This is a genomic window from Intestinimonas massiliensis (ex Afouda et al. 2020) (assembly GCF_900626285.1).
Taxonomy (GTDB): domain Bacteria; phylum Bacillota; class Clostridia; order Oscillospirales; family Oscillospiraceae; genus Flavonifractor; species Flavonifractor massiliensis_A.
Window position 1 is genome coordinate 2149320 of record NZ_LR131147.1, and the last position, 23308, is coordinate 2172627.

Genomic DNA, 23308 nt, shown 5'->3' on the forward strand with positions numbered 1-23308 from the left:
CCGGACGTGCCGGGACCACTCAAAGGCCGGTAACGGGGCCAGCCGTGCCCGCTTACTGTGTTCGGCGGGCCGCTCCGAGGTGATCTTCGCCATCCCTCCTGACCGCCTTGCACCAAACGGCGGCTCTCTGGGCAGGTGCGGGGTGGGTACTCGTCCTCATCACAGCATTTTCTGATGAAAAAATCCACTGGGAGACGCCAAAAACGGCGTCTCCCAGTATCTTACCTGTTTGCAGGGTTCCTGTCAAGGGGATTTACCGGATTTCGTAATCCTTGCCGAACTGCAGATGATCAAAGTCGATGCGGCGGGTGGGTTCCTCTACCTCATCCTCCGCCTCCGGCTTGTCCTGGGCCTCCCCGCCGTTCCGGTTGAGCTCCATCAGCTCGGCGTACAGCCCGCCCTCCGCCTGGGGCGCGGGCTCCGCCTGGGGGGCGCTCTCCTCCTGCCGGACCAGCTTCTCCACGTTCTGCTCAATGTCCTTTACGGCGGTATCCACCGGGTCAGGCTGCTCCACAGGCGCGGTGAGCTTGGACAGGCCGCTCAGGTAGTCCATCTCATGCTGATAGAGCTCCTTCAGCTTGGCCACATAGGCGTCGGTGGCGTTCTGGGCCGCGGCCAGCCGCAGCTGCTCGTCCCGGATCTCCTGCTGGATCTCCCCGATGCGGGCCTTGGCGTCCGCCTCGGCGTTCTGCAGCAGCTTGTCCCGCTTCTGCTTGGCCTCGTCCACCAGATCATCCGCCATCTTCTGGGCGGTGAGCAGGGCCTTGCGCATGGCGTCCTCGGTGGAGCGGTACTCCTCCACCTTGTCCACCAGCACCTTCATCTTGGCCTTCAGGGTGGCGTTTTCCTTGTACAGGGCGGTATAGTCCTCCGTCAGTACGTCCAGGAATTCGTCCACCATGGCCATATTGTATCCGCCGAAAGACGCCTTGGCAAAGGCGTGCTCAGAGACTTCCTGCGGTGTCAGCATAGTTGATTCCCCTCGCTCCGTTTAGAAATACAGGCCGTTATTTTCTAACTCGTCGATTAAATCGCCTAAAATATCGACGTTATACGGCGTGATGATGTAAGTGGAGATGGCCACCTTCTTGATCTTGCCCTCGTTGGCGTAGGCCACGCCGGACAGGAAGTCCAGCAGGCGGCGGGCAATGTCCTTGTTGGTGGACTCCAGGTTGAGCACCACCGTGCGCTTCTCCCGCAGGTGGTCGGCGATCTCGCTGGCGTTTTCAAACCGCTCGGGCTTCACCAGCACCACCTGCAGCTGGGTGGTGGTGTGGATGTTCACCACTTTGTTGCTCCGGCGCTCCGGCTCCGGGGTGAACATACCGGCGTTGGTGTCCTGGAGCTTGCTGCTCCGCCGCTCCGCCCGGTCGCCGCCGGTGCGGTCCATCCGCTCGCTGCGGGAAACAGGCTCAAAGTCGTCAAACTCCTCGTCCTCTTCCTCATCCTCGTAGGGGCGGGCCAGACGCTTCAGCTCATCAAAAAATCCCATTTCGGTTTACCTCCCGAATTTCTGTCCTGGGTTATCCTTTTTTCATCGGCGGGCGGGGTCCGAACAGGGCGGTACCCACCCGGACCAGGGTGGCGCCCTCCCGCACGGCGTCCTCATAGTCGCCGCTCATTCCCATAGATAGACAGTTTATAACAGTCCCATTATGGTCCAATTTCGTTCTTATGTCAACATAAAGCTGATACATTTTTGCAAAAAATGGCCGGTTTCCGCCGGGATGGTCCACAATGGGGGGGATGGCCATCAGTCCCCGCAGCCGCACATGGGGGCAGGCCGCCGCCTTCTCCGCCAGGGCCAGTACCTCCTCCGGGGCCACACCGCTCTTGGATTCCTCGCCTCCAATATTTACCTCCAGCAAAATGTCCTGCACCAGGTCCAGCTTGGCGGCCTGGGCCTCGATGGCGTCCAGCAGGTGCTCCGAGCCCACCGACTCGATCAGGTCCACCCGGCCCACCACCTGCCTGACCTTGTTGGTCTGCAGATGGCCGATGAAGTGCAGGGCCGCGCCGGCGTAGGCGTCGTCGTCCAGATGGGCGGTCATCTCCTGCACCCGGTTCTCCCCGCAGATGGCCACGCCTCCGGCGATGGCCTGCCGGATGGTATCCGAGGTCTGCACCTTGGTGGCCGCCACCAGGGTGACCTCCGCCGGGTCACGGCCGGCCTCCCGGGCGGCCCGGGCGATATTCTCCTTCACCTGGGCGATCTTTTCTTCCAGCGTCATTTGGAATTCCTCCCCCATGCTCTTTTTTCTATTGGATGACCTTGCCGTCATACAGGTCCTCCGAGGCCACAATGACGATGTCCCCGGCCCGCAGGCCCTTCCGGTCGGTCATATCGGCCGCCTCCACCAGGGCGAAGCTGTCGCTCTGGCTCAGAATGGTCACAGGCTTGAACTCCGCCTGCTCGCCCACCAGGGCGTACACCCCGGGGACCGACACCTGGGATTCCTCCCCGGTCTCCTCGTCGGTAACGGTCCGCTGCTCCACCCGCAGGGCCTCCTTGGGCACCCGCACGCCGGTAATGGAATCAAACACCAGCTCCACCGTCTGGCGGCGGAGGAGGGTGGTGTCGGACAGATATTTGTCGGTGGACAGCACCACCACACACTGGCTGTCCGTCGGATCGCCGATCCGCTCCACCGTCATGCTCACCTCGCCGGACCAGTCCCGGGAGAAGCGGACGGTCACCTTCCGCCCCTCCACCAGCCGCCCGGCGTCCTCCTCCGGCAGGGTGCAGGCGAAGTACCAGGTGGTGTCGGTGATGAGCTTGCCGATGGCGGTATTGTCCTCCGCCGGCCGCTGCCGGGCCAGCTGGGCCAGCTGGTCGGCGGTGATGGTCCCCAGCATGTCCGGGGTGAGCAGGCTCTCATATCCGTCCACATAGCCGGAGAAAACCCCCGACTGGCTGGCGGTGACGCGGTTGGTGCTCTGGGCTGCCTGGGAGGACAGGGCGGAGATCTGGCTGTTCACACTGTCCAGGGCCGCCTGGATGGAGGCCGCGCTGTCCTCCCCCTCCCCGGTCGTATCCGTATAGGCGTACTCCCGCTTGTACACCAGGCTCTTCAGATCCATTGCCTGGCTCTCCAGGCCCGTCAGATCCCCTGAGGCCACCGAGGCGCGCAGGGCCACAATGGCGTCCAGCACCTGCTCACTCAGCTGACCGGAATCGCCGCCCCCCACGTCCGAGCGCTCCAGGGCGTACTCCAGCTGCTCCTTTTCCAGCTGGAGCTGCTGGAGCTGCTGCTTCTGCTCCAGGCCGGAGGAATCCTGGTAGAGCAGGGCCACCGTCCCCCCCTTGGCCACCTTCTCCCCCTCCTGGGGCAGCAGCTCCACCACGCCGCCGGTGTTGGTGAGCACCTGCTCCTGCCGCACCAGAAAGCCGGTGGCCTCCATGCTGTCGTCCACCGTGTAGGAGTAGGTCACCGCCGTGGTGAAGGGGTCCCGGAAGCTGTGCCACGCGGACACGCCCAGATAGATCACCACCGCCGCCAGCAGCGCCAGCATCACGATTCTACTGTTCAGGGTACCTTGCTTCATGGGTCGCTCCTTCTGTTACCGCGCCTCCTCCGTTTCCAGGGAAATGGCCCGCTCGGGCACGACGGTGGAGATGGCGTGCTTGTAAATGACCTGCTGCTTGTCCCCTGTCATAAGTACCACCACAAAGGCGTCAAAGCCGGTGATCTGGCCCTTCAGCTGGTAGCCGTTCATCAGGAACAGGGTGACGTTGGCCCGGTCCCGGCGGGCCCGGAGCAGAAACAGGTCCTGCAGATTGTGTGTCTTTTGCATGTGGATGCACTCCTTTTTTCTCTGAGATGCATCCAATATATACCAATTATAAAGGGAATTTGGTCGAATTTCGGCCCTCACGCCCGACCGAACCGCTTTTCGATCTGGCCCCGGGTCAGCTCGATGGCCACCGGCCTGCCGTGGGGGCAGTATTTCACTTCCCCATTCATCACCGCCGTCGCCACCTTCATCAGCTCCGCCTGGTCGTTCTTCTGGCCCCCCTTGATGGCCGCCTTGCAGGCCATGGTGTGGAGCAGGGCGTCCCGGGCGGCGTCCGGGTCGGCGGTGCCGCAGGTCAGCAGCTTGCCCGCCAGCTCCAGCAGCAGGTCGGGGATGGCCCCCGCCGCCACGTCGGACGGGGCGGAGCGGACGATGAGGGTGCCGCCGCCGAAGTCCTCCGCCTCAAACCCGAAGCGCTCCAGCAGAGGCAGGTGGGAGAGCAGGGCCGCCCCCTCCTCCGCAGGCGGGGTGAATACCACAGGGGTGAGCAGGGCCTGGACCATAGGCTGGTAGCCCTCCGCCTTCAGGCGGTCAAAGTTCATCCGCTCGTGGGCGGCGTGCTTGTCGATGAGGAGCACCTTGTCCCCCTGCTCCACGATGATGTAGGTGTTCAGAACCTCCCCTGCGATGCGCCACGGGATCTCCTCCGGCACGGGCTCCGGCTGGGGGGCGGGGGAAGCCGCCGGAACGGGTGCGGGCTCCGGTTCCTGCACGGCGTCGGGCTTCGGCGCCGGTTCCGGGGTGGGTGCGGGCACAGATTTGGGCTCCGGGCGGATGGGAACATCAGCCTTTGCGGAGAGTGTGGGTTCCGGCGCCGGACGTACCACGGGTTTTTCCACCGGCTCCTCCCGCTTTTCCGGGCGGACAGGGGCCTTCCATGCGGGGGCGGTCCTTGTGACCGCCGGCTGAATGGGTTTTGCCGTAAAGTCCCGCAGAGGCAGGGTGGTCTGATTGGGGGTCACCGTGTCCCTGGCGGCCTTGGGAGCCAGCCGGGGGGGAGGGGCCTCCGCCATGGCGGAGGGCCGGGTGCGGTCGGCCTCCAGGGTGGACTTGACGGCGTAGTACACCGCGTCAAATACCTTCTTGTCGCTGCCGAACTTGACCTCCTGCTTGGTGGGGTGGACGTTCACGTCCACCGCGTTGAGCCTGGTGGTGAGATGGAGGACGCAGCCGGGGAATTTGCCCACCATCTTCTGGTTGGCGTAGGCCTCCTCCAGGGCGGCCATCATGGTGCGGCTCTTCACATACCGGCCGTTGACAAAGAAGTGCTGATAGCCCCGGCTGCCCCGGCAGCAGGTGGGCAGGGAGACAAAGCCGGACACGCTCATGTCCTCCCCGGAGCCCTTCACCGGTACGAAGCCCAGGGCCATGTCCCGGCCCAGCACGGCGTACAGGGTGGACTTCAGCTGTCCGTCCCCGGGGGTGAGCAGCTCCTGCTTGCCGTCCCGGAGGAACTTGACCCCCACCTCCGGGTGGGACAGGGCCACCCGCTGGACCATGGCGAAGCAGGCGGCTCCCTCGGCGGAATCCTTCTTCATGAATTTCAGCCGGGCGGGGGTGTTGTAGAACAGGTCCTTCACCACCATGGTGGTGCCCTGGGGGCAGCCCGCCTCCTCGTGGCTCACCACCACGCCCCCCTCCAGGGACAGGGCGCAGCCCAGCTCATGCTCCCTGGTGCGGGTGAGCAGCTCCACCCGGGATACGGCGGAGATGGCCGCCAGGGCCTCCCCCCGGAAGCCCAGGGTGCCGATGGCCTCCAGGTCGTACTCGGTGCGCAGCTTGCTGGTGGCGTGGCGGAGGAAGGCGGTCTCGGTCTCCTCCGGGGCGATGCCGCAGCCGTTGTCGGTGACCCGGATGAGGGTCATGCCCCCGTGCTGGATCTCCACCGTCAGCTTGTCCGCTCCGGCGTCGATGGCGTTCTCCATCAGCTCCTTCACCACGCTGGCGGGCCGCTCCACCACCTCGCCGGCGGCGATCAGGTCGGCCACATGGGAATCTAGTTGTTGAATATGCGGCATAGAAGTACCAACTTTCTAAGCAAGAGGCTATAGGGCCCGTACCAGGGTAACGGTATTGATGACCATATGCAGGGCGATGGGGCTCCAGATGGAGCCGCCGTTGTCGTAGCACCAGGTCAAGGCCAGGGACATGGGCAGATATTCCACGAACAGCAGCAGGTAGCGGAAATCCACCGTGCCGTAGGCGTAGACGAACTGCCACACGCAGTAGAAGGCGTACACGAAGGCGGAGAGCACGTAGCCCAGCGCCCGGCTGTATTTCCGGCTGGTGCCGAAGAGCAGGCCCCGGAACAGGGGCTCCTCCACGATGGGCATGAGCACCACCAGGATGACCACCGTGGCTTTGGGGGCCAGGGCAAACTGCTCCGGGTAGCTCATCAGGTTGGGGTTCTGTACCGGCAGGGGGATGAGCCCCGCCAGCAGGGACAGCACCAGCCACCCCGCCAGGCCGGTGCAGAAGGCAAACAGGTTTTCCGGCAGCCAGTCCAGCAGCAGATAGAAGCCGTGCTTCAGGAAGGTCCAGAACACCAGAAACACCAGGGTGGCGGACAGGAGATAGTACACCACGTTGGCCTCGGCAATGGGCAGCTCTCCGTCAAAGGACCGCTGGACCCATCCCATCACCCAGGGGAACAGGAGGACGTACAGGGCAAAAAACACCCACCCCCGGCCCATTTCGGCCCGGGTCAGCTGAGGCCGCCAGGGGCGGCGCTGCCGGTTGGTCATGGTGTCTGCCTCCTTATTCCGTTATACCATCTGTTTCAGTTCAAAGAGCAGGTTCATGGCCTCGATGGGGGTGAGGGTGTTCAGATCCACCATCTGGAGCCGCCGGACCACCTCGCCGCCCCCCATGTCGGTGAGGGACACCTGATCGGAGGCCGGGACCGCGGGCGCCGCAGGAGCGGCCAGGCCTCCCGCCTCCAGCTCGGCCAGAATCTGACGGGCCCGGGTGATGACCTTGCCCGGCACCCCGGCCAGCTTGGCCACCTCGATGCCGTAGCTCTGGTCGGCGCCCCCCCGGACGATCTTCCGCAGGAAGAGGATGTCGTCCCCCTTTTTCTTGGCTGCAATGTTGTAGTTCTTCACCCCGGGGATGACCCCCTCCAGGCCGGTGATCTCGTGGTAGTGGGTGGCAAACAGGGTCTTGGCCCCCAGCTTTTTCTTGTCGGCGCAGTACTCCAGCACCGCCCGGGCGATGGACATGCCGTCATAGGTGGAGGTGCCCCGGCCGATCTCGTCCAGGATGAGCAGGCTCTTGGAGGTGGCGTTTTTCAGCAGCTCCGCCACCTCGGTCATCTCCACCATGAAGGTGGACTGACCGGCACTCAGGTCGTCGCTGGCCCCGATGCGGGTGAACACCCGGTCCACCACCCCCACCCGGGCGGACCTGGCGGGGACGAAGGAGCCCATCTGGGCCATCAGGACGATGAGGGCCACCTGCCGCATGTAGGTGGACTTGCCCGCCATGTTGGGGCCGGTGATGATGGCCACCGTGTTCTCCCCGCCGTCCATGTGGGTGTCGTTGGGGACGAAGAGGGAATTTTTCAGCATCTTCTCCACCACCGGGTGGCGGCCCTCCACGATCTCCAGGCAGTCGGACTGGTCCACCTCCGGGCGGCAGTAGCCGTTTTCGGCGGCCACGTTGGCAAAGGAGGTGAGCACGTCCACCTGGGCGGCGGCGGCGGCGGAGCGCTGGATGTCCCCCACCCGGGCGGCCACCTGCTCCCGCACGTCGCAGAACAGCTGAAACTCCAGGGCGCAGATCCGGTCCTGGGCGGAGAGGATCTCGTGCTCCAGGTCCTTTAATTCCTGGGTAATATACCGCTCGCAGTTCACCAAAGTCTGCTTGCGGATGTAGGTGTCGGGCACCTGGTCGTAGTAGGACTTGGACACCTCGATGTAATAGCCGAACACCTTGTTGAAGCCCACTTTCAGGCTCTTGATGCCGGTCTTTTCCTTTTCCCGGGCCTCGATACCCGCCACCAGGTCCTTGCCGTTGGTGAGGATGTTCCGCAGGCGGTCCACCTCGGAATCATAGCCCAGGCGGATGAAGCCGCCCTCCCGGACGGAGAAGGGGGGCTCGTCCACGATGGCGGAGGAGATGAGCTGCCGCAGTTCCGGCAGGTCGTCCAGGGCCTTGGAGAGGGAGGACAGCAGCACGGAGGAAGAGCCCTCCAGCAGCTCCCGCAGCCGGGGCAGCCTGCCCAGGCCGGCCGCCAGGGACACCAGGTCCCGGCCGCCGGCGGTGCCGTAGACGATGCGGCCGATGAGCCGCTCCAGGTCGGTGACCTCCCGCAGGGTGGCGGTCAGCTCCTCCCGGCGGATGGGGTCGTTCACCAGCTCCTCCACCGCCCCCAGCCGCTTACCGATGGCCACGGGGGACAGCAGGGGCCGCTCCATCCAGGAGCGGATCAGCCGGTGGCCCATGGGGGTGCGGGTCTTGTCCAGCACCCACAGAAGGCTGCCCTTCTTCTCCTTGGAGCGGAGGGTCTCGGTAAGCTCCAGGTTCCGCCGGGCCGTCAGGTCCAGCTCCATATACTGCCCGGCGGCCAGCCAGGTCAGGGTGGTGATGTGGGAGAGGTCGGTTTTCTGGGTCTCGTACAGGTAGCTCAGAAGGCCGCCCACCGCCTGAATGGCACCCTCCGCGCCCTGGGGTACATCCTCCAGGCCGGCGGTAAACTGTTTTTCGGCGGCGGGACGGGCGGTATCGGCCCGGAAGCGGGCCTCCCCGCCGTTTTCACAGCGGCAGTCCAGCTTCTTGGTCAGAAAGTCCACCAGGGCAGCGTCGCTGTACGCCCCGTCGGACAGCATGGCCTCCCGGGGGGCGAACCGACCCAGTTCGTTGTACAAATGCTCCTCCCCCTCCGGTCCGTTGGGGAAGAAGGCGGCGGAGATCTCGCCGGTGGAGATGTCGCAGATGCACAGGCCGGTGCCCGCAGAGTCCCGGTAGATGGCGCAGATGAAGTTGTTCCGCCCCTCCTCCAGCATGGAGGCATTCATCACCGTGCCGGGGGTGACGATGCGGATGATGTCCCGGTCCACCAGGCCCTTGGCCAGAGCCGGGTCCTCCATCTGCTCGCAGATGGCGATTTTGTACCCCCTGGCGATGAGCCGGGCGATATAGGCGTCGGCGGAGTGGTAGGGCACCCCGCACATGGGGGTGCGCTGGTCCGCCGGCTTGCCCCGGTCCCGGGTGGTGAGGGTCAGGTCCAGTTCCTTGGACACCAGCTTGGCGTCCTCCTGGAACATCTCATAAAAATCCCCCAGCCGGAAAAACAGGATGCAGTCCGGGTGGAGCTCCTTCATTTTCACATATTGGCGCATCATGGGGGTCAGTTCCGACGGCATAGCGGTTCTCCTGTTCTAAACAATAAAATACGGGGCGGTCCTTATTCCGCCAGCTCCCCGGTCAGGGACCACTTGTTGGCCCCGGTGATCTTCACATTCACAAACTGTCCGATGAGGGCTTCATCCCCCATCAGCCGCACCAGCCGGTTGCCGGGGGTGCGGGCGGTAAGGCCCTTGTCGTCGGTGCCGTCCACCAGGCAGCGCACCGTCTTGCCGATATAGGCTTTGTGCTTTTCCTCGGAAATCTGGTCCTGCCGCTCCACCAGCCGCTGGAACCAGGCCGCCTTCTCCTCCTTGGAGACGGGGTCGTCCATCTTGGCGGCGGGGGTGCCCACCCGGGGGGAGTAGATGAAGGTAAAGAGGGCGTCGAAGCGCACCTCGTCCAGCAGGGTCATGGTCTGCTCAAAGTCCTCGGCGGTTTCCCCGGGAAATCCCACGATGACGTCGGAGGTGATGACCACGTCGGGGATGGCCTGACGCAGGCGGCGCACCTTGTCCAGATAGCCCGCCCGGTCGTACACCCGGTTCATGGCCTTCAGCACCCGGTCGCTGCCCGCCTGGAAGGGCAGGTGGAAGCAGGGGGCAATCTTGGGGGAGGATGCCATGGTGTCGAAAAGCTTCTGGGAGGCGTCCTTGGGGTGGCTGGTCATGAAGCGGAGCAGAAAGTCCCCAGGGATCTCAGATGCCGCCTTCAAGAGGTCGGCGAAGTCCATGGGCTCCTCCAGATCCTTGCCGTAGGAGTTGACGTTCTGGCCCAGCAGGGTGATGTCCTTGTACCCCTCTTCCGCCAGGCCCCGGATCTCCTCCAGAATGACCTCCGGCTGGCGGGAGCGCTCCCGGCCCCGGACGTAGGGCACGATGCAGTAGGTGCAGAAGTTGTTGCAGCCGTACATGATGGACACCCAGGCCTTCACCTTGTCCTGGCGCACCACCGGGATGCCCTCGGCGATGGAGCCGGGCTCGTCGGCGATGTCGAAGATGCGGCCCCGGCGGGTCACCAACCGGTACAGCAGTTCCGGGAAGCGCCACAGGGCGTGGGGCCCGAACACCAGGTCCACCTGGCGATAGCTCTCCTTGATCTTCTGGGCCCGGTGGGGCTCCTGGGCCATGCAGCCGCACACGCAGATGAGCTGGCCCGGCTTGGCCCGCTTGGTGTGCACCAGCGCGCCCACATTGCCCAGCACCCGCATCTCGGCGTGCTCCCGGATGGCGCAGGTGTTGATGAGAATCAGGTCGGCCTCCGCCTCGCTGTCGGTAAACGCATATCCCATCTCCCGCAGGTAGCCCCGCAGCCGCTCGGAATCGGCCTCGTTCTGCTGGCAGCCGTAGGTGTCCACAAAGGCCAGTGGCGGGGTGGGTCGGGCGGCGTTGCGCTCCTGGAGCTTGTGGCAGAAATCCCGCTGCCGCTCCACTTCCTGGGGGGTGATTTTCGTGGTCTGTCGGTTCAAAGCAGTTCCTCCAAAAAATACGGTCTCAATTCTGAAATCATACCACTTTTCCCGGGAAAACACAAGCGGGAAGCCCTTTTCATTGACGGAAACTTTGCCAGCGTATATAATAGGAATACTCAGCATCCCCAGGGCATAGAAAGGCGGCGGAGCCATGAAAACACTGGTCATCGAGCGGGACGGGCTGAAGCACAATATCTCGGTGGTGAAGGAGCGGGCGGGGGAGGCCGTGATCTACGGCGTCCTCACCGGGGACGGTCAGGGAGCCGGTCTGGTGGAGCTGGCCCGCACCCTCCGGGAAGAGGGCATCGGCCGCTTCGCCGTCAGCGAGGTGGCGGAGGCCGCCGCCCTGCGGAAGGCGGGGTTTGTAGAGGAAGAAATTCTCATGCTCCGGTGCACCACCGACCGGGAGGAGCTGGACCAGCTGCTGGACCTGAACGTGGTATGCACCATCGGGTCGGTGGACACCGGCCTGGCCCTCAACTCCGTGGCGGAGGGCCGCTCCACCGTGGCGGAGGCCCACATCCAGATCGACACCGGCATGGGCTTCGGCGGCTTTCTGGCGGAGGAGCCGGAGAAGATCCTGTCGGTGTACCGGAACCTGCCCAATGTGGCGGTGTCCGGCCTGTGCACCCAGCTCCACACCTTAAAGCCCAACGGCAAGGATCTGGACGGCCAGCTGGCCGACTTCACCCAGGCGGTGGACGCCATCCGCGCCGCCGGATTCGAGACGGGCATCGTCCACGCCGCCGGGTCCTACGCCCTGCTCCACTGTGCCCAGGCCCGGCTGGACGGGGTGCGGGCGGGCTCGGCCCTGCTGGGCCGGTGCCGCCGCCGGAGAGGGGACGACCTGCGCCGGGTGGGCTACGGCGAGGTGGGTATCGAGGAGACCCGGTGGCTGCCCAAGGGCCACAGCGTGGGGGGCGACCACCCGGTACTCATGAAAAAGCCCACCCGGGTGGCGGTGCTGCCGGTGGGCTACCAGAACGGCTTTGGCCTGACCCGGCCCCGGGTGGACGGTCTGCTGGCCGCCTTCCGCCGCTGGCGGGCCCGTCGGAAGATCACCGTCCGGGTCAACGGGCAGAAGGCCCGGGTCATCGGCGGTATCGGCGCCATCGAGACCATTGTGGACGTCACCGACCTGAAATGTTCCGCCGGAGACAAGGCGGTTTTCGATATCGACCCCATTTTTGCCAAGGGGTTTGTCCGGGAGTACCGGTAAGAACGCTCAGAAAGGAATCTTTATTTATGCGCGCAGTTGTTACCAGAGTGAAGAACGCCTCCGTGGTCATTGACGGCAAGGTGAACGGAGAGATCGGCCAGGGCTTTCTGGTGCTGCTGGGGGTAGCCCCCACGGACACCGAGGCCCAGGCGGTGAAGATGGCCGACAAGGTGTGCGGCCTGCGGATCTTTGAGGATGAGAACGAGAAGATGAACCTGAATCTGGCGGCGGTGGGCGGTTCTCTGCTGGTGGTGAGCCAGTTCACCCTGTTTGCCGACACCAAGTCCCGCCGGCCCGGCTTCACCGGGGCCGCCAAGCCGGACATTGCCATCCCCCTGTATGAGAAATTCATGGCCGAGTGCGCCGCCAGGGGTTTCAACGTCCAGCACGGCGAGTTTGGCGCAGACATGCAGGTATACTCTCAGAATGACGGCCCGGTGACCATTTTGCTGGACACCGATCAGATGTAAGAGAAAGGGGCAATGACCCGTGAAAATTCGCGTATTGCAGGTGGGGCCCATCGGCACCAACTGCTATCTGCTGGAGGACGAGACCACCAATTCTGCCGCCATCGTGGACCCCGGCGGAGAGGGCAAACGTATCCTGGACTTGGTCCAGAGCGACGGGATGGATGTGAAGCTCATCCTGCTGACCCACGCCCACTTTGACCACACCGGCGGGGTGGCCGAGCTCCACAAGGCCCTGCCTGACGTACCGGTGTACCTCCATCCCGCCGACGCCGAGCTGCTGGGCTCCCAGGTGTTCCCCGCCATCGGCGTGCCCACCGTGCCCTATGACGAGGGAGACACCCTGAAGCTGGGGAGCCTGACCATCTCGGTGCTCCACACCCCCGGCCACACCCCCGGCGGGGTATGCCTGAAGGTGGGGAACGCCCTGTTCACCGGGGACACCCTGTTCCAGGGCTCCATGGGCCGCACCGACTTCGCCGGCGGCTCCTATGAGCAGATCATGGCCTCCCTCAAGCGGCTGGCCGCCCTGCCCGGGGACTATCACGTGCTCCCCGGCCACATGGGCACCTCCACCCTGGAGGCCGAGCGGAAGAGCAACTACTATATGCAGGAGGCCATGGGGTAACCATTTCCCAGGAAAGGATTTTCCACACCATGAAGCTGTACTTTCACGGCCACGACTATAAATACGCCGCCGAGCAGATGTTACTGACGCTCTTTCCCGACCAGCGGCCGGAGTATCCCGCCGGGAAGCCGGAGGCGGGGGAGGACCATCTGGTGCTCTCCCTGGGCCTGGGCAAAACATGGGCCACCGCCTCCGCCGCATTGACCTGGCGGGGGCAGACCTGCCGGAAAGTGCGGCGGTGCCCCCTGCCCCGGTCGGGGGACAAGGTGGTGCGGGACCGGGCTTTTCAGCAGATCCTGAAACTGGCCTTCTATGAGGCGGGCACCACCCTGCTGGGAAAAGAGCCCCCCTGGGGAGCCCTCACCGGGGTGCGGCCGGTGAAGATCCCCACCAAGGCCATGCTGGCCGGGGCCACCCCCGCCCAGGCGGAGCGGGTGTTGAAGGACACCTATCACGTCTCCCCCCTCCGGCGGAAGCTGGCCATGGGCTGTGCCCGGGCCTCCCTGGCGGCAAAGGCGTCCCTGAAACCCCATGAGGTGTCCCTCTATGTGGGCATCCCCTTCTGTCCCACCCGGTGCGCTTACTGCTCCTTCGTGTCCGCCGATGTGGGCCGCTCCCTGAAGCTCATTGAGCCCTTCCTGGACGCCCTCTCCAAAGAGATCGCCGCCACCGGCAGGGTGCTGGAGGCGGCGGGGCTGCGTGTGCGCACCATCTACTTCGGCGGCGGCACACCCACCACCCTCACCGCTCCCCAGCTGGACCGGGTGATGGGGGAGCTTGCCGGCCACATGGACCTCTCCGACTGCACCGAGTACACGGTGGAGGCCGGACGGCCGGACACCATTACCCGGGAAAAGCTGGCGGTGCTGGCAAAGCGGGGCTGCGGCCGGGTGTCGGTAAATCCCCAGACCATGCAGGATCACGTGCTGACCGCCATGGGCCGCTCCCACCGGGCGGCCGACATCCTGCGGGCCTACGGCATGGTGCGGGAGAGCGGCATCCCCTGCGTCAACATGGACCTGATCGCCGGTCTGCCCGCCGACACGGTGGACGGCTTCCGCGCCTCCCTGGACCAGGTGCTCTCCCTGGCCCCGGAGAATATCACCGTCCACACCCTGGCCCTGAAAAAGGGGTCGAGGCTGATGGAAGAGGGCTCCGCCATCCCCTCCGGGGAGGACGTGGCGTCCATGCTGGACTATGCCTGGTCCGCCCTGCGGCAGGCGGGGCAGGTGCCCTACTACCTGTACCGGCAGAAGTATATGTCCGGCTCCTTTGAGAATGTGGGCTGGTGCAGGCCGGGCACGGAAAGTCTCTACAACATCTGCATGATGGAGGAGCTGCACACCATATTGTCTCTGGGGGGCGGCGGCATGACCAAGCTGGTGGACCCCGCCGCCGGCCGCATTGCCCGCATCGCCAACCCCAAATACCCCAAGGAATATCTGGAGCGGATCGACGCCGTCTGTGCCGAAAAGGAGCAGGTGGTCCGCTTCTACCGGTCAGAACAGGAGGTTTGACGTGCCCTATCAGCTCAGTGACATCAACAGCGGCCTGCGGGCCGATCCCAAGGGCTTTCTGGCGGAGTGCGACGCCGCCTACCAGAGCCGCATCGACGCCGCCGTGGACCGTATCCTGGAGCGGATGAAGGTCAGCCCCATCGTGCTGCTGTCCGGCCCCTCCGGCTCAGGCAAGACCACCACCGCCCTGAAGCTGGAGCAGGAGCTGGAGCGCCGGGGGGTGAATACCCACACCATCTCCATGGACAACTACTTCAAGACCCTGAACCGGAAAACGGCCCCCCGGACGCCGGAGGGGGACATCGACTTTGAATCTCCCAAGCTGCTGGACATGGACCTGCTGGACGACACCTTTACCAAGCTCTCCCGGGGGGAGTGGGTGGTGGTGCCCAAGTTCGAGTTTGCCCGGCAGATGCGCAACGACAGCCGGGGCACTTTTCTGAAGCTGGACAAAAACGAGATCGCCATTTTCGAGGGCATCCACGCCCTGAACGACGACATCTTCGGCCGCCATCCGGAGGCCACGGGGCTGTACATCTCCGCCCGCTCCAACGTACTGGAGGGGGAGGAGCTGCGGTTCAAGGGCACCTGGATGCGCATTTCCCGCCGGGCGGTCCGTGACTATAATTTCCGGGGCACAGACCTGTTGGAAACCCTGATGATGTGGTATAATGTCCGCCGGGGGGAGAAGCTGTACATATCCCCCTTCAAGAACCGGGCCAATGTCATTATCGATTCCTCCCTGCCCTACGAGCCGTCGGTGTTCGCCAACTACGCCGACGCCCTGGGCAAGGCGGTGGATCAGGTGCCCAAGGACAACCCCCGGTACAAGGAGTTCCACGACCTGGTGGATTCCTTCCGGTACTTCGAGCCGGTGGACCCGGCCTTGATCGCCCCCGAATCCCTGATCCGGGAGTTTATCGGCGGGGGCAGCTATCACTATTAAACCTACAATGTACGAAAGAAGGAAATCATATGTCAGAATGTACCCACAACTGCTCCACCTGCGGCGAGAGCTGCGGGGAGCGCACCGCGCCCCAGGACCTCCACGTCCCGGTGAACGGCCTGTCCCACGTGGGCAAGGTCATCGCCGTGGTCAGCGGCAAGGGCGGCGTGGGCAAGAGCCTGGTGACCTCCTCCCTGGCGGTGGCCATGCGCCGGCTGGGCAAGAAGGTGGGCGTGCTGGACGCCGACATCACCGGCCCCTCCATCCCCACCGCCTTCGGCATCCACACCCGGGCCGAGGGCAGCGAGCTGGGCATCTACCCCGCCCAGTCCAAGACCGGCATTGAGATCATGAGCCTGAACCTGCTCACCGAGCACGAGACCGATCCCGTGGTATGGCGGGGCCCCGTCATCGCCGGCGCGGTGAAGCAGTTCTGGACCGACGTCATCTGGGGCGACGTGGACTATCTGTTCGTGGATATGCCTCCCGGAACCGGCGACGTGCCCCTGACCGTGTTCCAGTCCCTGCCGGTGGACGGCATCGTGGTGGTCACCTCTCCCCAGGACCTGGTGAGCATGATCGTCACCAAGGCGGTGAAGATGGCCGAGATGATGCACATCCCCGTGCTGGGCCTGGTGGAGAACTACTCCTACTTCCAGTGCCCCGACTGCGGCAAGCGCCACGCCATCTTCGGCGAGAGCCACATCGAGCAGGTGGCCAAGGACCTGGGCCTGCCGGTGCTGGCCCGTCTGCCCATCGACCCCGCGGTGGCCGCCGCCTGCGACAGCGGCCGCATCGAGGACTTTGAACCCAACTATTTGACCCAGGTGGCCCAGGCCCTGGCGGATCAGGAAGGATAAGGGAGATCTTTTCACAGTTCGTTCACATCCGGTTCAAAACAGGTTCACAGCCGGGTCTTAGGATAGGACCGTGGTCAGAAAAGACCACACTCCCTCTCTTTCCTCTCTTCTTTCAATTCCGGAAACACAGGCCCGCGTAGGCGGCGGGCCTGTGTTTCTGCGTATCGGGCAAAAAAAGCGGGCGGCCTGCGGGCCGCCCGTTTTTACGCGAAAATGGTCTGTACCAGAACCATATACAAAATGGTGCCGCCGAAGATGCTCAGCAGGTTGTTGTGCCTCCACAGGTGGAGGGCCACCACCACCGCCACCGACACCAGCTGGGGGACCCAGCTTCCCGGGGACAGGAAGGACAGGTCCTTCAGGCAGTAGATGATGAGCATGGCGATGATGGCCGGGGGGAGCACCCGGCCCAGATAGAGCACGATCTTGGGGGGCGAGGAGCCCCGGTCAAAGAGCAGGAAGGGGAGGGCCCGGGTGAGAAAGGTGACGACTGCCATCACCGCGATGGCGGCGATGGCTCCGGCGGTGGTCAGCATGGCGTTTCCTCCTTTTCCTCCAGCTTGTCCCGCAGCACCAGCAGCAGCAGGACGATGACGCCCAGGGAGACGATGAGCATCTGCTGCTGGCCGAAGAACTGCCCCAGGATCAGCAGGCATACGATGGTGACGATGCCGCCGATAAAGGCGGGCAGGTGCTTTTGATAGGCCTTCCACTGGTCCACGGCGATGACCACGAACAGGGCGGTCATGGCGAAGTCGATGCCCTTGGTGTCGATGGGGAGCACCGCCCCCGCCACCGCGCCGATCACCGAGCCCAGGATCCAGTAGCTCTGGTCCAGCATGGCGATGGCGAAGTAGAAGTTCTTGGGGTCCACCCCCACCGGGGCCTGGGCGGAGGACAGCAGGGCATAGGTCTCGTCGGTGAGGGAGAAGATCATATAGAACTTCCGCCAGCCCATGCCCCGGAACTTCTCCAGCATGGACAGCCCGTACACCAGATGGCGGAAGTTGATGAGCAGGGTCATCAGGGCCACGGTGCCCAGGGAGGCGGCGGTGGCCAGCAGGCTCACCCCCAGATACTGCCCCGACCCGGCGTAGATGGTCAGGCTCATGAAAAAGGCCCATATAAAGTTATATCCGATGGCCTGGAGCATAAAGCCGAACGCCATGCCGATGGCCAGATAGCCCATCAGCACCGGCACCGTCACCGGAAAAGCGGCGGCAAGCGCTTTGCGGTCCATGGACGGTCACTTCCTTCTGTTTTGTCGGTTTTTCATTTTACACACTTTAGCTGGGAAAAGCAATACCGGCGGCACATTTTTGTCCCTCCGCCCCAGACCGCATTGTATTTTCCCGAAAAATCTGTATAATACTCAATAAACCATACTGAGGAGCGAACCTATGGACAAACTTCTGTTTCTCTACAATCTCCATGCGGGGAAGGGGATGCTGCGGGGCAAGCTGGCCCCCATCCTGGACGCCCTGACGGAACACTGGGACGTAACGGTCCACCCCACCCGGGGCCCCGGGGACGCCGCCGCTGTGGCTCATGACCGGGCGGGGGAGTTTCAGCGCATCGTGTGCTCCGGCGGAGACGGCACTCTCCACGAGGTGGTGAACGGACTGATGGCCCTGCCGGAGGGGGCGCGGCCGCAGGTGGGCTATATCCCGGCGGGCACTACCAACGACTTCGCCAAGAACCTGAGCCTGCCCGGCACCCTGAACGAGGCCGCGGTGGTGGCCGCGGCAGGGGTTCCCCGGCCGGTGGACATCGGCTCCTTTAATGAGAAGAACTTCATCTATATCGCCGCCTTCGGCGCCTTTACCGACGTGGCCTACAACACCCCCCAGCAGGTCAAGAATGTCTTCGGGCACCTGGCCTATGTGATGGAGGGGGCCACCCGGCTGGGCTCCATCCAGCCCCACCCCATGACGGTGGAGCACGACGGCGGGAGCATTACCGACAGCTTCTGCTACGGCATGGTGTCCAACACCATCTCGGTGGGGGGCTTCAAGGGCACCCCCGCCCAGCCGGTGGCCCTGGACGACGGTCTGTTTGAGGTGGCCCTGGTGCGCCAGCCCCAGAACCCCCTCCAGCTCCAGGGCATCTTCAAGGCTCTGGCCAACATGGCCCCCGACGAGGGGGGCCTGGTCACCTGCTTCCGCACCAGCAAGCTGACCCTTACCAGCCAGGAGGACCTGGACTGGACCCTGGACGGGGAGTTCGGCGGCAGCTGCCGCCGGACGGAGATCGTCAACCACAAGCGGGCGGTGACCATCGTATACGGGAAGTAAGAAGGAATACACAGAGATGGACTATCAAGCGGGAAGTTATGACATCGCGGTGATCGGCGCGGGCCACGCGGGCATCGAGGCGGCCCTGGCCGCCGCCCGGCTGGGGCTGAAAACCCTGTGCTTCACCGTCAACCTGGACGCGGTGGGCAACATGCCCTGCAACCCGGCCATCGGCGGCACCGGCAAGGGCCACCTGGTGCGGGAGCTGGACGCCCTGGGGGGCGAAATGGCAAGGGCCGCCGACCAGGCCTGCATCCAGTACCGGCTCCTGAACCGGGGCAAGGGCCCGGCGGTGTGGTCCCTCCGGGCCCAGGCCGACCGGCGGCGGTATCAGGAGATCATGAAGCATACCCTGGAGAAACAGGAAAACCTGTGGGTGAAGCAGGCGGAGGTCACCGATATTTTGACTGAAAACGGCCATGTGTCCGCCGTGCGCACCGTCTACGGGGCGGTGTATCAGGTGAAGGCCGCCGTCATCGCCTCGGGCACCTATCTGGGGGGCCGCACCATTGTGGGCGAGGTGACCCGGGATTCCGGGCCCGACGGCCTGGCCGCCGCCAACTCCCTCACCGCCTGTCTGGAACAGCTGGGCCTGTCCCTCCGCCGGTTCAAGACGGGCACGCCTCCCCGGGTCAACGCCCGCAGCGTGGACTTTTCCAAGATGGAGCTCCAGCCGGGGGATAAAGAGGTGCTGCCCTTCTCCTTTGAGACCAAAATTCCCCCGAAAAATCAGGCTGTGTGCTGGCTGACCTACACCAACGAGAAAACCCACGAAGTGATCCGGGCCAACCTGGACCGCTCCCCCCTGTACGACGGCACCATCGAGGGGGTGGGGCCCCGGTACTGCCCCTCCATCGAGACCAAGATCGTCCGCTTCCCCGACAAGGAGCGGCACCAGCTCTTTGTGGAGCCCATGGGGCTGAACACCGAAGAGCTGTACATCCAGGGCTTTTCCTCCTCCCTGCCGGAGGACGTGCAGGTGGAGATGCTCCACACCATCCCCGGCCTGGAGCACGCCGAGATGACCCGGCCTGCCTACGCCATCGAGTACGACTGCGTGGACCCCACCGAGCTGCTGCCCACCCTGGAGCACAAAAAGGTGCCCGGCCTGTATGGAGCCGGGCAGTTCAACGGCTCCTCCGGGTATGAGGAGGCCGCCGTCCAGGGCTTTGTGGCGGGGGTGAACGCCGCGCTGAAGATCCTGGGCCGTGACCCGCTGATCCTGCGGCGGGACCAGGGGTACATCGGGGTGCTCATCGACGACCTGGTGACCAAGGGCACCGACGAGCCCTACCGGATGATGACCTCCCGGACGGAGTACCGGCTCCTCCACCGGCAGGACAACGCCGACCGGCGGCTGTGCCCCATCGGCCACGCCATCGGCCTGGTCAGCGATGAGCGGATGGCGGCGGTGGAGGCCAAGTACGCCGCCGTGGACAAAGAGATCAAACGGCTGGAGCATACCGGCACCAAGGACGGCCGGCTGTGCGACCTGCTGCGCCGGCCGGAGAACAGCTATGATTCTCTGGCTGACGTGGACCCCGACCGGCCCGCCCTGCCCCATGAGGTGACGGAAGCGGTGGAGATCGCGGTGAAATACCAGGGGTACATCGACCGGCAGCTGCGCCAGGTGGCGGAGCAGCGGAAGATGGAGGACAAGCCCCTGCCCGCCGACCTGGACTACCTGCACATGGAGGGCCTGCGGCTGGAGGCCCGGCAGAAGCTGGACCGCATCCGGCCCCTGAACCTGGGCCAGGCCTCCCGCATCTCCGGGGTCAGTCCGGCGGACATCGGGGTGCTGCTGGTATTCTTGGAGAAATAATAAGGAGTATTTATGAAGGAACCCATTGTTTTGGGCTTGTCCGGCGGAGTGGACTCCGCCGTGGCGGCCACCCTGCTGCAGCGGCAGGGCTTTGCCGTCACCGGCCTGTACCTGGACATCGGCCTGGGGGGCTCCGGCAAGGAGGACGCCGCCGCCGTGGCGGACCGGCTGGGCATCCCCTTTCAAACCGCCGACATCCGGCAGGAGCTGGAGCGGGAGGTGTGCGCCCCCTTTGCCGCCGGGTATCTGGCGGGCCGCACGCCCCTGCCCTGCGCCATGTGCAATCCCACGGTGAAGTTTCCCGCCCTGTTCCGCCTGGCGGAGGAGCTGGGGGGACGGTATGTTTCCACCGGCCACTATGCCAATGTGGACAACGGGGTGCTGAAAAAGGGGCGTCCCGCCAACGACCAGTCCTATATGCTGGCCCGGCTCACCAGGGAGCAATTACAGAACGTAATTTTCCCTCTGGGAAATTACGAAAAACGGGAGGTACGGGCCCTGGCAAAGGACTTCGGCATCCCGGTGGCCGACAAGCCGGACTCCATGGAGATCTGCTTTATCCCCGACGGGGATTACGCCGCCTGGCTGGAGGAGCACGGATTTTCCACACCAGAGGGGAATTTTGTGGATAAAGAGGGCCATGTGCTGGCCCGGCACAAAGGTATCCACCACTACACCCTGGGCCAGGGAAGAGGGTTAGGGGTCTCCGGCCCCCACCGGTACTATGTGTCGGCCATCCGCCCCGAGACCAACGAGGTGGTGCTGTCCGACGGGTCCGACCTGGGCCGGGAGGTGGTGCACGGGGTCCAGCCCAACTGGATCGCCGTTGAGGGACTGACGGAGCCCATGGAGGTGACCGTGCGCCTGCGCCACTCCCGCACGGAACAGGCGGCCGTCCTCTCTCCCGAGGGGGAGGGGATCCGTCTGGACATGAAAAATCCCGCCCGGGCCCCTACGCCGGGCCAGCTGGCGGTGTTTTATCAGGGGGACGCCGTGGTGGGCTCCGCCTGGATCGTATAGAGAGAAAGGAAGTCTTTTGCATGAAAAAGCTGCTGCTGGTGCCCCTGGCCCTGGCCGTCCTGCTGTCCGGCTGCGCCGGACGGGGGGACAAGAACCCGGAGGAGAGCGCCGCCGCCTATCAGGTGGCCCCTCTGACCCTCACCGAGGACGAGAGCGCCCTGCTGGATCTGGTGGCGGGCACCGAGGGAGAGTACGGCCTGTACTCCTGCACCATGGGGGAGGACCTGACCGGCTGCACCATCGAGGTGCTGTCCTGGGAGGACGGCGCGTGGCAGACCCTGGCAGAGGGCGGCCTGTCCTCCAGCGGGTCGGAGGAACTGCGGCTGGGCATCGTCCTCAGCGGCAACAAGATCACCGTCAACTTCCAGAACGGCGGCTCCAAGTACAGCTACGCCCCTCAGGTGGAGGGCATGGACCGGGATCTGGAGACCGGCCGGAGCGGGGTGTGGATGGACGCCCCCCAGGAGCTGGTGCCCGGGGAGCGGGTGCCCCTCTACCTGGAGGTGTACGACAGCGGCAGCGGCGTCCGCTCCGCCGCTCTGCCCGACACCTTCAGCGACGCCGGGCAGCTGAACAGCTACGACCGGGCCTACGCCGTGGCCCTTACCGTAGAAGGCTAAAAAATGAGCCTGTCATTTTTTAATGACAGGCTCATTTTTTATTTCAGCTCCAGGCCGGTGAGGTACCGCCGCACCAGGTCGAAGCCGTGGCTGGCGGCGATGTGGCGGATGCGCTCCCGGCCCCGGGTCAGGTGGACCTGACGCACCCAGGTGCCGTCCGGGGCGGCCAGGCCGATGAACACCAGGCCCACCGGATTGTCCCGCTCGTCAGGGTCAGGCCCCGCCACGCCGGTAAAGGAGAGGGCCAGGTCGCAGCCCAGCACCTTCCGGGCACCCTCCGCCATGGCCCGGGCCACCGGCTCGCTGACGGCGCCGTACTGGTCCAGCAGATCCTGGGGGACCCCCAAAACGGTGTGCTTCACCTCGGTGGCGTAGCTCACCACGCCCCCCCGGAAGACGGCGGAGGCCCCGGGCAGGTCGGTGAACCGCTTGGCCGCCAGGCCGCCGGTACAGCTTTCGGCGGTACCCAGGGTGAGCCCTTTCTCCTTCAGCAGGGCAAAGGCCGCCGCCTCCAGACTGGGCACGTCCACCCCGTACACCAGGGGACCGAAGTGGGCCTTCAGGTCGGCCTCCACCGGGTCGATGAGTGCGTGGGCCGCCTCCTCGGTGTCCGCCTTGGCGGTGATGCGCAGCTCGCACTCCCCCTCCTTGGCGTAGGGGGCCAGGGTGGGGTTGGTCATGGCGTTCATTTTGTCCCGCAGCTGGGCCTCCATGGCCGACTCCCCGATGCCGAACAGCTTCAGGGTGCGGGAGGCGATGACCCCCTCGCTCAACCCCTTCAGGTAGGGGATCACCCGGTAGGTGAACATGGCCTTGCACTCCCGGGGCGGGCCGGGCAGCATGATGACCCGGACGCCGTCGGCCTCAAAGGCCACGCCGGGGGCGGTGCCCCAGTCGTTGTCCAGCACGGTGCAGCCCTCGGGCAGCATGGCCTGCTGGTAGTTGTTGTCCGTCATGGGCCGCTCGGGGTGGAGGGTGCGGAAATAGTCCTCGATCCACTTGGCGGAGGGCTCATGGAACACCAGCTTTTTGCCGAAGCACTGGGCCAGTACGTTTTTGGTCAGGTCATCGCAGGTGGGGCCCAGGCCGCCGGTGGTGAGGATGATGTCCGCCCGGCCCTTGGCGGTCTCCACGGCGGCGCGAAGCCGCTCCGGATTATCCCCCACCACGGTGTGGTAGTAGACGTTGATGCCCAGGGCGGACAGGCCCTGGGAGAGCATCTGGGCATCGGTGTTGGCGATGTTGCCCAGCAGCAGCTCGGTGCCCACCGCGATCAGTTCAGCGGTATGAGACATGGGGATAC

Annotated in this window: 22 protein-coding genes and 1 other annotated feature (1 of these 23 running past the window's edge); of the genes, 10 read left to right on the forward strand and 12 right to left on the reverse strand. The window is 64.8% G+C overall.

Annotated features, from left to right (window positions below):
* Positions 1–172 (reverse strand) — a binding site (T-box leader); it reaches 45 nt to the left of the window's first position.
* A gap of 81 nt (positions 173–253) precedes the next feature.
* The 9 genes from E0E41_RS10750 to miaB all read right to left on the reverse strand — a co-directional run bounded on the left by E0E41_RS10750 (position 254) and on the right by miaB (position 10609).
* Entirely contained in the window at positions 254–970 is a 717-nt protein-coding gene (locus E0E41_RS10750; protein WP_130869902.1) for a DivIVA domain-containing protein, read from the reverse strand.
* Positions 971–991: 21 nt separating this feature from the next.
* Positions 992–1492 (reverse strand): cell division protein SepF, encoded by a 501-nt coding sequence (locus E0E41_RS10755; RefSeq protein ID WP_130869903.1) that lies wholly within the window; start codon positions 1490–1492, stop codon positions 992–994.
* Between the two features lie 31 nt (positions 1493–1523).
* A complete protein-coding gene (locus E0E41_RS10760; RefSeq protein ID WP_130869904.1) occupies positions 1524–2231 on the reverse strand; it encodes a YggS family pyridoxal phosphate-dependent enzyme in 708 nt (235 codons plus the stop codon).
* A gap of 28 nt (positions 2232–2259) precedes the next feature.
* On the reverse strand, positions 2260–3546 hold the full coding sequence (locus tag E0E41_RS10765) for an HlyD family efflux transporter periplasmic adaptor subunit (protein ID WP_130869905.1): 1287 nt from the start codon (positions 3544–3546) through the stop codon (positions 2260–2262).
* Between the two features lie 15 nt (positions 3547–3561).
* Entirely contained in the window at positions 3562–3795 is a 234-nt protein-coding gene (gene hfq, locus E0E41_RS10770; protein ID WP_130869906.1) for an RNA chaperone Hfq, read from the reverse strand.
* A 77-nt stretch (positions 3796–3872) separates the two neighbouring features.
* On the reverse strand, positions 3873–5813 hold the full coding sequence (mutL, locus tag E0E41_RS10775; protein ID WP_130869907.1) for a DNA mismatch repair endonuclease MutL: 1941 nt from the start codon (positions 5811–5813) through the stop codon (positions 3873–3875).
* Positions 5814–5840: 27 nt separating this feature from the next.
* Positions 5841–6539 (reverse strand): CPBP family intramembrane glutamic endopeptidase, encoded by a 699-nt coding sequence (locus E0E41_RS10780; protein ID WP_242623756.1) that lies wholly within the window; start codon positions 6537–6539, stop codon positions 5841–5843.
* A 21-nt stretch (positions 6540–6560) separates the two neighbouring features.
* Positions 6561–9161: a DNA mismatch repair protein MutS gene (gene mutS, locus E0E41_RS10785; protein WP_130869908.1), complete on the reverse strand. Its 2601-nt coding sequence runs from the start codon at positions 9159–9161 to the stop codon at positions 6561–6563.
* A 41-nt stretch (positions 9162–9202) separates the two neighbouring features.
* Positions 9203–10609: a tRNA (N6-isopentenyl adenosine(37)-C2)-methylthiotransferase MiaB gene (gene miaB / locus E0E41_RS10790; RefSeq protein WP_130869909.1), complete on the reverse strand. Its 1407-nt coding sequence runs from the start codon at positions 10607–10609 to the stop codon at positions 9203–9205.
* 154 nt (positions 10610–10763) lie between these two features.
* On the opposite strand from miaB, the gene E0E41_RS10795 reads away from it, so the two are divergent.
* Genes E0E41_RS10795 through E0E41_RS10820 form a run of 6 tightly spaced genes read left to right on the forward strand, consistent with a single transcriptional unit; the run spans position 10764 to position 16249 of the window.
* A complete protein-coding gene (locus E0E41_RS10795; protein ID WP_130869910.1) occupies positions 10764–11831 on the forward strand; it encodes an alanine racemase in 1068 nt (355 codons plus the stop codon).
* 26 nt (positions 11832–11857) lie between these two features.
* Complete coding sequence (dtd, locus tag E0E41_RS10800; RefSeq protein WP_130869911.1) at positions 11858–12301, forward strand: D-aminoacyl-tRNA deacylase; 444 nt, start codon at positions 11858–11860, stop codon at positions 12299–12301.
* A gap of 19 nt (positions 12302–12320) precedes the next feature.
* Positions 12321–12926, forward strand: a complete 606-nt coding sequence (locus tag E0E41_RS10805) for an MBL fold metallo-hydrolase (protein ID WP_130869912.1) — start codon at positions 12321–12323, stop codon at positions 12924–12926.
* 29 nt (positions 12927–12955) lie between these two features.
* Complete coding sequence (gene hemZ / locus E0E41_RS10810; protein WP_130869913.1) at positions 12956–14443, forward strand: coproporphyrinogen dehydrogenase HemZ; 1488 nt, start codon at positions 12956–12958, stop codon at positions 14441–14443.
* Between the two features lies 1 nt (position 14444).
* The gene (locus tag E0E41_RS10815; protein WP_130869914.1) at positions 14445–15389 is read left to right on the forward strand and encodes a uridine kinase family protein; all 945 of its coding nucleotides are present in this window, start codon (positions 14445–14447) and stop codon (positions 15387–15389) included.
* Positions 15390–15418: 29 nt separating this feature from the next.
* Positions 15419–16249, forward strand: coding sequence for an Mrp/NBP35 family ATP-binding protein (locus E0E41_RS10820; protein WP_130869915.1), 831 nt, complete (start codon positions 15419–15421; stop codon positions 16247–16249).
* A gap of 203 nt (positions 16250–16452) precedes the next feature.
* Here the strand turns inward: E0E41_RS10820 and E0E41_RS10825 are convergent, their stop codons facing one another.
* Both E0E41_RS10825 and E0E41_RS10830 read right to left on the reverse strand, forming a co-directional pair.
* The gene (locus E0E41_RS10825) at positions 16453–16785 is read right to left on the reverse strand and encodes a branched-chain amino acid transporter permease (RefSeq protein ID WP_130869916.1); all 333 of its coding nucleotides are present in this window, start codon (positions 16783–16785) and stop codon (positions 16453–16455) included.
* Positions 16779–17489, reverse strand: coding sequence for an AzlC family ABC transporter permease (locus tag E0E41_RS10830; RefSeq protein ID WP_130869917.1), 711 nt, complete (start codon positions 17487–17489; stop codon positions 16779–16781). Before E0E41_RS10830 ends, E0E41_RS10825 begins: the two co-directional genes overlap by 7 nt.
* Positions 17490–17649: 160 nt before the next feature.
* Here E0E41_RS10830 and E0E41_RS10835 point away from each other — a divergent pair, with 160 nt between their 5' ends.
* From E0E41_RS10835 to E0E41_RS10850, 4 genes are read left to right on the forward strand one after another with little or no spacing between them, the layout of a single operon-like run.
* Positions 17650–18543 (forward strand): diacylglycerol/lipid kinase family protein, encoded by an 894-nt coding sequence (locus E0E41_RS10835; RefSeq protein WP_130869918.1) that lies wholly within the window; start codon positions 17650–17652, stop codon positions 18541–18543.
* 16 nt (positions 18544–18559) lie between these two features.
* On the forward strand, positions 18560–20365 hold the full coding sequence (gene mnmG / locus E0E41_RS10840) for a tRNA uridine-5-carboxymethylaminomethyl(34) synthesis enzyme MnmG (RefSeq protein WP_130869919.1): 1806 nt from the start codon (positions 18560–18562) through the stop codon (positions 20363–20365).
* Positions 20366–20377: 12 nt separating this feature from the next.
* A complete protein-coding gene (mnmA, locus tag E0E41_RS10845) occupies positions 20378–21385 on the forward strand; it encodes a tRNA 2-thiouridine(34) synthase MnmA (RefSeq protein ID WP_130869920.1) in 1008 nt (335 codons plus the stop codon).
* 20 nt (positions 21386–21405) lie between these two features.
* The gene (locus E0E41_RS10850; protein WP_130869921.1) at positions 21406–22005 is read left to right on the forward strand and encodes a hypothetical protein; all 600 of its coding nucleotides are present in this window, start codon (positions 21406–21408) and stop codon (positions 22003–22005) included.
* A 38-nt stretch (positions 22006–22043) separates the two neighbouring features.
* On the opposite strand, the gene E0E41_RS10855 is transcribed toward E0E41_RS10850, so the two are convergent.
* On the reverse strand, positions 22044–23300 hold the full coding sequence (locus E0E41_RS10855; protein ID WP_130869922.1) for a competence/damage-inducible protein A: 1257 nt from the start codon (positions 23298–23300) through the stop codon (positions 22044–22046).
* Positions 23301–23308: the final 8 nt, after the last annotated feature.

Coding starts and splice junctions, on each gene's coding strand:
- E0E41_RS10780 (WP_242623756.1), bottom strand. CDS start 6,539: ATGACCAACCGGCAGCGCCGCCCCTGGCGGCCTCAGCTGACCCGGGCC.
- E0E41_RS10750 (WP_130869902.1), bottom strand. CDS start 970: ATGCTGACACCGCAGGAAGTCTCTGAGCACGCCTTTGCCAAGGCGTCT.
- E0E41_RS10765 (WP_130869905.1), bottom strand. CDS start 3,546: ATGAAGCAAGGTACCCTGAACAGTAGAATCGTGATGCTGGCGCTGCTG.
- E0E41_RS10755 (WP_130869903.1), bottom strand. CDS start 1,492: ATGGGATTTTTTGATGAGCTGAAGCGTCTGGCCCGCCCCTACGAGGAT.
- mutL (WP_130869907.1), bottom strand. CDS start 5,813: ATGCCGCATATTCAACAACTAGATTCCCATGTGGCCGACCTGATCGCC.
- E0E41_RS10850 (WP_130869921.1), top strand. CDS start 21,406: ATGAAAAAGCTGCTGCTGGTGCCCCTGGCCCTGGCCGTCCTGCTGTCC.
- E0E41_RS10760 (WP_130869904.1), bottom strand. CDS start 2,231: ATGACGCTGGAAGAAAAGATCGCCCAGGTGAAGGAGAATATCGCCCGG.
- mnmA (WP_130869920.1), top strand. CDS start 20,378: ATGAAGGAACCCATTGTTTTGGGCTTGTCCGGCGGAGTGGACTCCGCC.
- hemZ (WP_130869913.1), top strand. CDS start 12,956: ATGAAGCTGTACTTTCACGGCCACGACTATAAATACGCCGCCGAGCAG.
- E0E41_RS10795 (WP_130869910.1), top strand. CDS start 10,764: ATGAAAACACTGGTCATCGAGCGGGACGGGCTGAAGCACAATATCTCG.
- mutS (WP_130869908.1), bottom strand. CDS start 9,161: ATGCCGTCGGAACTGACCCCCATGATGCGCCAATATGTGAAAATGAAG.
- hfq (WP_130869906.1), bottom strand. CDS start 3,795: ATGCAAAAGACACACAATCTGCAGGACCTGTTTCTGCTCCGGGCCCGC.
- E0E41_RS10855 (WP_130869922.1), bottom strand. CDS start 23,300: ATGTCTCATACCGCTGAACTGATCGCGGTGGGCACCGAGCTGCTGCTG.
- E0E41_RS10835 (WP_130869918.1), top strand. CDS start 17,650: ATGGACAAACTTCTGTTTCTCTACAATCTCCATGCGGGGAAGGGGATG.
- E0E41_RS10825 (WP_130869916.1), bottom strand. CDS start 16,785: ATGCTGACCACCGCCGGAGCCATCGCCGCCATCGCGGTGATGGCAGTC.
- dtd (WP_130869911.1), top strand. CDS start 11,858: ATGCGCGCAGTTGTTACCAGAGTGAAGAACGCCTCCGTGGTCATTGAC.
- mnmG (WP_130869919.1), top strand. CDS start 18,560: ATGGACTATCAAGCGGGAAGTTATGACATCGCGGTGATCGGCGCGGGC.
- E0E41_RS10830 (WP_130869917.1), bottom strand. CDS start 17,489: ATGGACCGCAAAGCGCTTGCCGCCGCTTTTCCGGTGACGGTGCCGGTG.
- E0E41_RS10820 (WP_130869915.1), top strand. CDS start 15,419: ATGTCAGAATGTACCCACAACTGCTCCACCTGCGGCGAGAGCTGCGGG.